The sequence below is a fragment of the Streptomyces sp. NPDC052236 genome, from assembly GCF_044548015.1.
In the GTDB taxonomy this organism is placed as follows: domain Bacteria; phylum Actinomycetota; class Actinomycetes; order Streptomycetales; family Streptomycetaceae; genus Streptomyces.
Genome location: NZ_JBIUBL010000018.1, coordinates 62062 through 73338, shown reverse-complemented (window position 1 = coordinate 73338; position 11277 = coordinate 62062). Strand labels below are relative to the sequence as shown.

Below are 11277 nucleotides of genomic sequence, written 5' to 3'. Positions count from 1 at the left end.
CCCGCGTCAGCGGTGCGCCCTGCAGATAGGCGGCGAACACGAACAATCGCCGTCGCGCGGGGGAGGGCAGATGCGATACGAGGTCGGCCGGCCGCGCGGATCCGGGACCGACGCCGAGTCCTCTGAAATCCTTGCCGCGAAGGAACCGGCTCACCGCCCGCACCGCCGCCACCGAGGAGTCGAAGTCGCACAGGCAACGGGCCGTCCGCAGGCGCCGGCGCCAGAAGGTCGGCGGCCAGAAGAACGACTCACGAGCGGCGACAGCAGGCCGACAGCAGGCTCTTCCTCGATCCGCAGCGAGTACCCCGCGGCCGCGCTTCCTACCTCAGGCGTCGGTCAGGGCCAACCCGGTCGCGGTCCTGTGATAACCGGTTCCCACCGGTCACCCCACATGAGGAATATCCTCCGTATCATGCACCTTATCCGCACCAATACCGCAATATGGTCGAAGATCGGGCCATTGGGGGAATCAGCGAGGTGAAGCATGGACCGACCCGGTGAGGAACCTGTTCGGATGGGTCTTGAGGCGGGCGGCGCAGGGCCCGCACAACCCCGTGAGCGGTTCCTGCAGGGTGAGCCGGTTGAGACAGGCGTGAGAAGCCCGATCCTGCACTCGTGGCAGCGCTGTCTGTCTCTGGGCTTGTCACCGGACCAGTCCGACCCTCCCTACCGGGAGGATTTCGACCCGGACAGCCGCCTCGTCCGCGCGGCTGGTCCTACGCTCGACCGGCTGCAGGCCAGGTTCGCGGGCAGCCCGATGAACATCTCCCTCGCCGACGGGAACGGGACGGTGCTCCAGCGCCGTTTCGGAGAGCAATCCCTGGCCGGCGCTCTCCCGGCGTTCCAGCGTGTGCCGGGATTCGTGTTCGCCGAGCAGGTCGCCGGTACCAATGGCATCGGTCTGGCGCTCGCGGAAAGGCATCTCATTCAGGTCCACGGTGCCGAGCACTTCGCCGAGCGCTCCCAAGCGAACGGCTGCCGCGCGATTCCCGTCCGCGACCCGCTCAGCGGGCGCATCGAAGGCATCTTGTGCCTCGGCTATCCGCGGAGCGCCGCGGACCCGGTGCTGGACACGGTGATACGCGCGGCGGCCCAGGCCATCGAACGGCGGCTGCTGGACCAGAGTTCGGTGCGGGAACGCGGCCTGCTGCGCGCGTACCGCAAAGCCGGCAGCGCGCGGACCGGCGAGCCGTCGGGAACCGGGCACGCCATCGAGGTGGACGGACTGGCCCAGGCACTGCACCCCCGTGATCGGGCGATCATCGAAGAGAAGGCCACCGAGCTGATCTCCGCCGCGCAGCGGGCTGCCGTCGAGGTGCCCCTGTCCGGCGGTCGGCGGGTCACCCTCCTGAGCCGCCCGATGAGGAGCGCCTCGGGGGTGGAGGGCATCGCCATCGAGGCCGTCCTCCCTCCTCACTCACCGCTCTTCGCCCGCACACCACGACAGCACCACGCCATCCCGCACCCGGCCGGCCAGCCGCTCAGTCTCCAAGCGGACGAGCCGCTCAGCCTCAGTGTTGCCGCTGTCGCCCCGTCGTCCAGGCGGCCCGACGCCGTACGCGGCCGGGCCGCCACGACGGCCGACGTGAGCGGCAAGCCCGACGACACCACCACCACCGACACCACCACCACCGACGACACCACCAACGGGCCGGTTGGCGAGCTGGTGCTGGTGGGCGAGCCGGGGGTGGGGAAGCACGCTCTCGCGGCGCGCCGCCGCCTGGAGCTGCTGTCCGAGGCCAGCGCCCGCATAGGCACCACCCTGGATGTGTGCCATACCGGCCAGGAACTCGCCGATACGGCCGTCCCGCGACTGGCCGACTTCGTCACGATCGACCTGCCCGAGACCGTACTGCGCGGCGAGGAGCCCACCGACCCCCGCACCGACCTGCGCCGTGCGGTGGTCCACGGCATCCGCGACGACGGCCTCTTCCGTCCCGTCGGCAAGCGGGTCGACTTCCCGCCGACCACGCCCCAGCTGCGGTCCCTGACCAGCGGACAGGCACTGCTGGAACCCGACCTGGAGACCGCCGCGAGCTGGCTTGCCCAGGACCAGGACCCCGAGTACACAGAGTGGCTCCTCGCCCACGTCCGCTCCCTCATCGTCGTCCCCCTGGTCGCCCGCGGTGTCATCCTGGGCATCGCCAGCTTCTATCGCGCGCAGGACTCCGCCCCCTTCGGGGACGACGACCTTTCGCTGGCCCAGGAACTCGCCACCCGCGCCGCGCTTTCCATGGACAACGCCCGGCGCTACACCCGCGAACACACCATGGTGCTGGCCCTGCAGCGCAGCCTGCTCCCACACGGAGTGCCCGATCAGGACGCCGTCGAGGTCGCCCATCGCTATCTGCCCGCCGAGTCGGACGTGGGCGGAGACTGGTACGACGTCATCCCGCTCTCCGGCAACCGCATCGGCCTCGTCGTCGGCGATGTCGTCGGCCACGGAATGCACGCCGCCGCCACCATGGGCCGACTGCGCACCGCCGCACGCAACTTCGCCGAACTCGACTTCAGCCCCGACGAGGTCCTCACCCACCTCGACAATCTCGTGGTGCGCCTGGACCGGGAGGAGGGCAGGGACGACCCCGCATCCCATGGCGTCGGCATCATCGGCGCGACATGTCTGTACGTCATCTATGACCCCACCTCGCAACAGTGCACCATGGCCCGCGCCGGGCACCTGCCGCCCGCGCTGGTCCGCACCGACGGCACGGTGTCATTCCCCGACCTGCCTGCCGGGCCCCCTCTCGGCCTGGGCGGCCTTCCCTTCGAAGCCGCCGAGATCCACGTACCCGCCCACAGCCAGCTGGTCCTTTACACCGACGGACTCATCGAGGACCGCCGCCGCGACATCGACGTGGCCCTCGAGGACCTGCGCGGAGCCCTGGCCCACCATCCGAACCGGTCACCGGAGGACACCTGCCAAGCGATCCTGGACGCCGTGGCGCCCACCCACCCCGGCGACGACGTCGCACTGCTGGTCGCCCGCACCCACGCCCTGGACCCCCGACGGATCGCCACCTGGGACCTGCCCGCCGACCCGGCCCGCGTCAGCGAGGTACGTGCCGCCGCGACCCGGCAGCTGACGGACTGGGGGCTGGACGAGGTCGCGTTCGCCGCGGAACTGCTGCTCAGTGAGCTGGTCACCAACGCGATCCGGCACGGCGCCGGGCCCATCCAGGTACGGCTGCTCCACGCCCGCACCCTCATCTGCGAGGTCCACGACACCAGCAGCACCGCCCCGCATCTGCGCCGGGCGGCCACCACCGACGAAGGCGGCCGTGGCCTGTTTCTCGTCGCACAACTGGCCCAGGCATGGGGCACGCGCTACACACCGGGCGGCAAGGTCATCTGGGCCGAATGCGCGCTCGACGCGGCTTGAGCGACCCGTTGGCGTCACAACGGACCGCAGGGTGTCGGAAATGGGATATTAGATCCCATTGGTACCCCTGATACAAGCCGGGGTGAACTCGCCAGGCCGACCCTCGGAGAAGTCCGTGCATGACGCTCCCGACACTTCGGTGAACGCACCCGCGCCCGTCGAAGCGGAACCGCTCGTCCGCATACGCGGTCTCAGCAAGCGATTCGGCGGGACTCTGGCGCTGGCCGGGGTCGACCTCGACATCCACGGCGGCAGCGTTCTCGCTCTCCTCGGCCCCAATGGCGCCGGAAAATCCACGCTCATCAAAGTGCTCGCGGGCGTCCACCACGCCGACGAGGGAGAGGTGATGGTGGCCGGGCACCGGCTCGGGACCGATGCCGCCTCGCGGGCCATGTCCTTCATCCACCAGGACCTCGGTCTCGTGGAGTGGATGACGGTCGCCGAGAACATCGCCCTGAGCATCGGGTATACACGCCGCGCCGGACTGATCTCCTGGCCACGGACCCGGGAGCGCTGCGCCGAGGCCCTGCGGATCATCGCCGGACATCTCGAAGCCGACGCCCGGATCGCCGACCTCGCACCCGCCGAGCGCTCCCTGGTCGCCATCGCCCGTGCCCTGGCGACGCGCGCGAAACTCATCGTCCTCGACGAGCCGACCGCCAGCCTCCCCGCCGCGGACTGCGCCCGGCTCTTCGGCGTACTGCACACCCTGCGCGACCGAGGGCACGGCATCCTCTACGTCAGCCACCGCCTGGACGAGGTGTACGAGGTCGCCGACACCTTTGCCGTCCTGCGCGACGGCCGCCTCGTCGGCCAGGGCCCGCTGGCGGGCTACAGCCCCACCCATCTGGTGCACGACATCGTCGGCGAGGAACTGCCCAGCCACCCGCCGGCCGATGTCCCCGTCGGCGGCCCGGCCGTCCTGACCCTCGACAGCGTACGGACCAGGGAAGCCGGACCCGTCAGCCTGGAAGTGCGTGCCGGTGAAATCCTCGGCCTGGTGGGCCTCACAGGCGCCGGGCACAGGGACCTGGGCCGCGCCCTCGCCGGCTCCCGGCCTGTCCTCGGCGGGCGGGTACTTCTGGGCGGCCGGCCGTACGGCCCGCGTACGGTCGCCGCCGCCGTCGGCCTCGGTGTCGGCTTCGTGACCGGCAACAGGCAGGACGAGGGCTGCGCCGCCGAACTGACCGTACGGGAGAACCTCCTGGCCAACCCCCGAGCGGGCGGCCTGCCGGCGTTGCGCTGGATCAGCCCCCGCCGCGAGCGCGCCGAGGCCACCGGCCTGATCGAACGGTTCTCGGTGGTTCCCCACGACAGCGAGGCCCCGATCGCCACCCTGTCCGGCGGCAATCAGCAGAAGATCATGGTCGGCAGGTGGCTCCGAGTGGGCCTGCGCCTGCTCATCCTCGAGGAGCCCACCGCAAGCGTGGACGTCGGTGCCAAGGCCGCGATCTACCGCCTGCTCGACGACGCGCTGGCCACCGGCCTCGCGGTACTGCTCATCTCCACCGACTTCGAGGAGGTCGCGGGCGTGTGCCGGCGCGCCCTGGTGTTCGTCCGCGGGGCCGTGACGGCCGAACTGAGCGGCGCGGCACTCACCGTCTCCGGACTCACCCGGACAGCCTCGGCCATGCCCTCTCCCGGAACCCCGACGAACCGATGACCACTTCCCCCTCGCCCGGATCCCGACGGGGGTGGTCGGGCCGGTCGGGTCAGCCGCGCGGGCCCGGTCGATGGGGCGGACCGGGCGGGCACCTCATCGGCACCTACGGCCTTCTGGCCCTCACCGCCCTGCTGTTCCTGGTCTTCTCCGTCGCTCTCCCGCGCACATTCCCCACCCTGGACAACATCTCCTCGATCCTGTCCAGCCAGTCGATTCCAGCCATCCTCGCGCTCGGCGCGATGGTCCCCATCGTGACCGGCAAATTCGACCTCTCCATCGGCTACGGTCTCGGCCTGGCGCACGTCATGGTGATGCGGCTCATCGTCAACGACGGGTGGCCCTGGCCGCTCGCCTGCCTCGCGGTGATCCTCGGGGGGACGGTCGTCGGCATCCTCAACGGTGTCGTGGTCGAGTTCGCCAGGATCGACTCCCTCATCGCCACGCTCGGGACCGGCAGCATGCTGTACGCCTGCAGCGGCTGGATCACCGACGGCGGACGGATCATCCCCGGACCGCAAGGCCTGCCGGCGGATTTCACCCACCTCTACGACTCCACGTTCCTCGGCCTTCCGGTATCCGCCTTCTACGCGCTCGCCCTCGCGGTCGCCCTCTGGCTGCTGCTGGAGCGACTGCCACTCGGCCGGTACCTGTATGTCGTCGGCTCCAACCCCCGCGCCGCCGACCTCGTGGGCGTCCCCACCCGCAAGTACTCCATCTACGCCTTCGCCGGATCGGGCCTGATCGTCGGCTTCGCCGGTGTGCTGCTCGCGGCACAGCAGCAGATCGGCAACCCGAGCGTCGGCATCGACTACCTGCTGCCCGCCTTCGTCGGCGCCCTGCTCGGCTCCACCGCCATCAAACCCGGCCGCCCCAACGCCATGGGCACCCTCGTCGCCGTCGCCGTCCTCGCCGTAGGCCTCGCCGGTATCGGCCAGCTCGGCGCCCAGTTCTGGGCAACCCCGCTGTTCAACGGTGGCACGCTGCTCATCGCCGTCGGGCTGGCCGGATACGCGGCCCGCCGCCGGCTGCGTACCGGCGCCACCAGCGCCACCGTGGCCCGCGAGTCGCCCACCAACCCGCCGGCGCCTCCGGCCGCGCCGACGCAGGACGGCACACCCGGGAGCACTCCATGACTCACCGGCACCGCCTCCATTGGCGCCGACAACGGGCTGCCGAGGCAAGCACGTCCGACCGCACCCCGCTCATCCCTCCGCGAGGAGCTCCCGTGCACTCCCACCGCAAGACCCCCCTCACCGCCGCCGTACTGCTGGCAGCGACAGCCGTCCTCGCCGGCTGCGAGCGCGGCGCGTCGACCGGTCCCAGGGATTCCACCGAGGGCCCGAGCGGTTGCCCCGCCGTCGTCGCCAGGGCCGAGGCGGCCGTCAGGCAGGCCGAGCAGGCCAACGTCTCCTGGAACGGCCCGACCAGCGGCCCCGCGGCGGTATCCGGCAAGACCATCGTCTACGTCGCGCAGACCATGACCAACCCCGGCATCGCGGGCGCCGCGAACGGTGTGAGGGAAGCCGCGAAGGTCATCGGCTGGAACGTCCGGGTGATCGACGGAGGAGGCACCCCGGCCGGCCTCCAGGCCGCACTGAGCCAAGCCGTGGCCCTCAAGCCCTCGGGCATCGTCATCGGCGGCTTCGACCCCAACTCGACCTCACGGCAAATCGCGCGGGCCAACGCGGCGGGCATCCCGCTCGTCGGCTGGCACGCGGTCGATGCCCCCGGCCCCAGCAGGAAGCCCGAGCTCTTCACCAACGTCACCACCAAGGTCGAGGACGTGGCCAGGATCAGCGCGGACTGGGTCATCTCGCGGTCCAACGGCAACGCCGGGGTCGTCATTTTCACCGACGCCTCGATTCCCTTCGCCAAGAACAAGTCCGAGCTGATCAGGAAGGAGCTCGCCACCTGCCGAGGCGTGAAGCTGCTGGCGTACGAGAACATCCCGATCCCGGACGCGAGCAGCCGCACCCCCCGGGAGGTCTCCTCCCTCCTCGCGCGCTTCCAGAGCAAGTGGACCTACTCCGTCGCCATCAACGACCTGTACTTCGCCGATGCCGCCCCCGCCCTCCGCGCGGCCGGCGAACCGGGCTCCGGCCCTCCCTTCAACATCGGCGCGGGAGACGGCGATCCCTCTGCCTTCCAGCGCATCAACAGTGAGCAGTACCAGGCCGCCACCGTTCCCGAGCCGCTGTACCAGCAGGGCTGGCAGATCATCGACGAGTTCAACCGCGCCTTCGCCGGCCGACCCGCCAGCGGATACGTAGCGCCCGTCCACATCACCACGGCCGCCAACAGCGACGGGGCCACGACCTGGAATCCGGCGGGCTACCGGGAGGCGTACCGGGAGATCTGGGGCAAGTAGCACAAGGCGCGATACACGTGTGCGGCGTGCCGTCGGCTGAGAAAAACGCTTGGACTCCGCGGACGCTGTCGCGGGACACTGCGATGGTTTCGGCATCTTCCCGGAGAAGTTCTGACGGGCTGCCGCACGACAACACAGGGGTGGGATGGGATCGCCTGAATCGCGCGAGGTTTCGCCGGGCAAGGGCTCGGTGCTCCTCGCGCTTCGTTATTACGGACGGGAGTTGGCCCGGCTCCGGCGGCTGACGGTGCCCGCGATGCTGCTGCCGGCGCTGGGCAACATCGGCATCAACTACATCGCGCCGCTGGTCGTCGCGAAGCTCGTCGGCAGAATCGCCGGCGACGCCGATATCACCATCGGCTCGACGCTGCCCTACGTCCTCGGCTTCGCCGGCGTCCTGCTGCTCGCGGAGATACTGTGGCGCATCGGCCTGCATTTCCTGAACCGCGTTGACGCCCTGGGCATTGAGCATCTGTATGTGAAGGGCATGGACGAGTTGTTCGCCAAGGACGCCGCGTTCTTCCACGACAACTTCGCCGGGTCGCTGACCAAGCGGGTCCTGAGCTTCGCCTCCCGCTACGAGGAGTTCGTCGACACGCTGACGTTCTCGGTCGTCGGCAGCTTGGTGCCGCTGGTGTTCGGGTCGGTGGTGCTGTGGCGGTATGAACCGCTGCTCGTTGTCGGGCTCTTGGCGATGATCGCGCTGACGGCGCTGTGCGTGGCACCCCTCATCCGTCGCCGCCAGGCGCTTGTTGATCAGCGTGAGGAGGCGATCGCCCGGGTGTCGGGCCACGTCGCCGACAGCCTGATGAACATGGACACGGTCCGGGCGTTCGCCGCCGAGGAACGCGAGGCCGCGGAGCATCGCCGGCGCGTCGCGGAGTCGCGGCGGCTCACGCTGAGGTCGTGGGACTACGGCAACCTGCGCATCGACACGCTGGTCGCGCCGATGTCCGTGCTGACCAACGCGCTGGGCCTGCTGCTCGCGGTCGCTCTCGGCGGGGGCAGGCTCGGTGTGGAGGCGGTCGTGGTTGCCTTCACGTACTACACCAACGCGACGCGGATCATGTTCGAGTTCAACCAGATCTACCGCCGCTTGGAGAGCTCGATGACGGAGGCCGCGCAGTTCACCGAACTGCTGCTGACGCCGCCGACCGTGCTCGACCCGGCGTTGCCGGAGCCGCTGCTGTCCCGGGGCGCCGATGTCCGCTTCGAGCAGGTGACCTTCGCCCACGCGGGCGCGGAGGCGCTCTTCGAGGGTCTCGACCTGGCTGTGCCCAGCGGGGCGAAGATCGGTCTTGTCGGCCGGTCGGGCGGGGGCAAGACCACGCTCGCCCGGCTGCTGCTGCGGATGACGGACATCGGCGCGGGCCGGATCCTGATCGGGGGCCAGGACATCAGCAGGCTGCGCCAGGCCGACCTGCGCAAGCTGATCGCCTATGTCCCACAGGACCCGGCGATGTTCCACCGCACGCTGCGGGACAACATCGCGTTCGCCCGGCCGGACGCCACCGAGGCCGAGATCCGCCGCGCGGCTGAGGCGGCGCACGTCACGGAGTTTGCCGACGCGCTGCCGGACGGCTTCGACACCATGGTGGGCGAGCGCGGTGTCAAGCTGTCCGGCGGACAGCGCCAGCGGGTCGCTCTCGCCAGGGCGATCCTGCGCGACGCGCCGATCCTGCTGCTCGACGAGGCGACCAGCGCCCTGGACTCCGAGAGCGAGATCCTCGTCCAGGAGGCGCTGTGGCGGCTCATGGAGGGGCGGACGGCGCTCGTGGTGGCGCACCGGCTGAGCACGGTCGCCACCATGGACCAGCTCGTCGTTCTGGACCGCGGGCGGATCGTCGAGCAGGGCAGGCACCAGGAGCTGCTCGCGTCGGACGGCGCCTATGCGAAGCTGTGGCAGCACCAGTCGGGCGGCTTCCTCGACGACAGCCCCGCGCAGGCCGACCTGAACTGAAGGCGAGCCGACAGGTGTGGCCCTCCGCCTGCCGACAACCTCGTCCGCGCAGCTCATGCGGGCCTATTCGTACTCGTGGAGGACAGATGACGGACACTGCCGTCGGCGCCCCGCCTGCGGCCGACCTACGTCGGCCGAGCGGCCGGCGCGGCCGGATGTTCGGACTGCTGGGCTGTGGCGTCATGCTCGCCGGACCGTTCGCCCTGCTCGTCGTACGGCTGACGGGGCTGGACGCGGGAACACCGCTCGCTGTGCCCATCGTGCTCTTCCCCTACGCGGCCGTGCTCAGCGTGCTCGTGCTGAGCGCCATGCTCGCCGTTCCCGCTCTGCGCTCGCGATGGGCGGTGACCGTCGTCGCAATCCTCACGACGGCTCAAGTCGCACTGCTGGTACCGCGCTTCATACCGGACCAGCGACAGGTTCCGGCACGCGCGGCCGAGTTGCGCGTGGCCACCATCAACGCTGACGTCGGCAGAGCGGATCCGCGGATGCTGGTGCGGCTGGTCCAGACCGAGCGGATCGACGTACTGGCCGTGCAACAGCTGCCGTCCGCCGGCGTTGCCGCGCTCGCCAAGGCCGGCCTGGACACGCTGCTGCCCCACCACGAACTCCACCCCGAGTACGACTCCTCGATCTACTCACGCCTCCCGCTGACCCGCGGCGGCCCGCTGCGCGCCGACACCGCCTGGCCGCAGACCACCGCGGACGTGACGGTCGGCGGACGCACCGTACGGCTGGTGGCCGTCCACACGTACTACCCGCTCGGCGACGCGAAACGCTGGACACGGGACATGACCGCCCTCACTTCCGTCGCCCGGGACAGCGGCCCGGACACCGTCCTCCTGGGGGACTTCAACGCCTCGCTCGACCACGCGCCGATGCGCAAGCTGCTCGGGTCCGGCCTCACGGACACCCACGCCGAACTCGGCCACGGATGGGTGCGCACCTGGCCCGTCGGCATGACCCTCGTACCGCCTCTGGTCCAGCTCGACCACGTCCTGCACGGCTCCGGCCTGGCGGGCGTCTCCGTCGGCGAACGGACCGTGCCGGGCACGGATCACCGGGCAGTCGTCGCCGTGCTGGCGCTGCTGCCCGCGAGGGGGCGTGCGCCGACGGGTGTTCGCGCAGGATCGTGGTGAGCAGCGTGCCGTCGCCACCGCCCACGTCCACGACCGTTTTGAACCGGCCGAAGTCGTAGCGCGACGGCACCACAGCGGCAGTCGCACGCGGCCGGCAAAAAGCCGCCTACGGGAGGAGCTGGCGTACGAGTGCGTCCGCGGCCCACCGTTCCCAGCGTGACGGTGGCCAGCCCCGGCCGGTGACCAGCAGAGCGTAGGTTTCCGGACCGAGCACGGTCAGGGCGATGTCGGCGGCCGACGCGGCGTCGTGGCCGTCTCGCAGTGGGCCGTCGACCTTGGTCACCAGGGCCTCGGCGAAGCGCAGTTGCACGGTGTGCCGCTGGTGCTGGCTGGTTCGCCACAGCTCGGCCAGTTCGGGGTCGGCGGCGGCAGCGCCGCGTACGACCTCCAGGACGGGCGCGGCGCGCTGCAGGATCTGGCGGGCGCCGGCGGCCTGTTGGGCGAGCTGGGCCGCGGCTTCGGGTTCCTCGATCACTGCGCGGGCCCACGGGCGGTCGAGCGTCGCGAGGGAGGTGGTGTCCCCGGCGATCACTGTGTCCAGGAGTTCCTTGAGGAGGGCGCGCTTGTTGCCGAACGTGAAGTACACGGTCTGCACGCCGACTTCGGCCGTACGCGCGATGTCCTCGATGGTCGCGCCGGCCCAGCCGCGCTCGGTGAACAGCTGGGCGGCGGCGTCGAGCATGCGCCGCCGGGTGCGGCGGGCCTTCTCTGCGCGGGTCATGGGCGCGGCCACGGGGTCTCCTCGGGACACAAGCTTTGACTGTA

The 11277-nt window shown here is 70.6% G+C and carries 7 protein-coding genes and 1 pseudogene; 6 read left to right on the top strand and 2 right to left on the bottom strand.

From position 1 onward, the window contains the following. Positions 1-484 precede the first annotated feature (484 nt). The 6 genes from ACIHCQ_RS27250 to ACIHCQ_RS27225 all read left to right on the top strand — a co-directional run bounded on the left by ACIHCQ_RS27250 (position 485) and on the right by ACIHCQ_RS27225 (position 10512). A complete protein-coding gene (locus tag ACIHCQ_RS27250; protein WP_399667581.1) occupies positions 485-3382 on the top strand; it encodes a SpoIIE family protein phosphatase in 2898 nt (965 codons plus the stop codon). Positions 3383-3497: 115 nt separating this feature from the next. Further along, positions 3498-5045, top strand: a complete 1548-nt coding sequence (locus ACIHCQ_RS27245) for a sugar ABC transporter ATP-binding protein (protein ID WP_399667579.1) — start codon at positions 3498-3500, stop codon at positions 5043-5045. Beyond that, on the top strand, positions 5042-6178 hold the full coding sequence (locus tag ACIHCQ_RS27240) for an ABC transporter permease (RefSeq protein ID WP_399667576.1): 1137 nt from the start codon (positions 5042-5044) through the stop codon (positions 6176-6178). The genes ACIHCQ_RS27245 and ACIHCQ_RS27240 overlap by 4 nt, the downstream gene beginning before the upstream one ends. Positions 6179-6270: 92 nt before the next feature. Further along, complete coding sequence (locus ACIHCQ_RS27235) at positions 6271-7413, top strand: substrate-binding domain-containing protein (protein ID WP_399667573.1); 1143 nt, start codon at positions 6271-6273, stop codon at positions 7411-7413. A 145-nt stretch (positions 7414-7558) separates the two neighbouring features. Next, the gene (locus ACIHCQ_RS27230) at positions 7559-9373 is read left to right on the top strand and encodes an ABC transporter ATP-binding protein (protein ID WP_399667570.1); all 1815 of its coding nucleotides are present in this window, start codon (positions 7559-7561) and stop codon (positions 9371-9373) included. Positions 9374-9459: 86 nt separating this feature from the next. Further along, complete coding sequence (locus ACIHCQ_RS27225; RefSeq protein ID WP_399667566.1) at positions 9460-10512, top strand: endonuclease/exonuclease/phosphatase family protein; 1053 nt, start codon at positions 9460-9462, stop codon at positions 10510-10512. Here the strand turns inward: ACIHCQ_RS27225 and ACIHCQ_RS27220 are convergent. Continuing rightward, positions 10487-10594: pseudogene (locus ACIHCQ_RS27220) on the bottom strand (methyltransferase); the annotation flags it as partial. The gene ACIHCQ_RS27225 and the pseudogene ACIHCQ_RS27220 overlap by 26 nt on opposite strands. Positions 10595-10618: 24 nt before the next feature. Continuing rightward, positions 10619-11245, bottom strand: a complete 627-nt coding sequence (locus tag ACIHCQ_RS27215; RefSeq protein ID WP_399667563.1) for a TetR/AcrR family transcriptional regulator — start codon at positions 11243-11245, stop codon at positions 10619-10621. Positions 11246-11277 lie beyond the last annotated feature (32 nt).

Excerpts from the sequence above, each read along its gene's own strand:
- ACIHCQ_RS27230 (WP_399667570.1), top strand. The coding sequence starts at position 7,559 with ATGGGATCGCCTGAATCGCGCGAGGTTTCGCCGGGCAAGGGCTCGGTG.
- ACIHCQ_RS27225 (WP_399667566.1), top strand. The coding sequence starts at position 9,460 with ATGACGGACACTGCCGTCGGCGCCCCGCCTGCGGCCGACCTACGTCGG.
- ACIHCQ_RS27250 (WP_399667581.1), top strand. The coding sequence starts at position 485 with ATGGACCGACCCGGTGAGGAACCTGTTCGGATGGGTCTTGAGGCGGGC.
- ACIHCQ_RS27240 (WP_399667576.1), top strand. The coding sequence starts at position 5,042 with ATGACCACTTCCCCCTCGCCCGGATCCCGACGGGGGTGGTCGGGCCGG.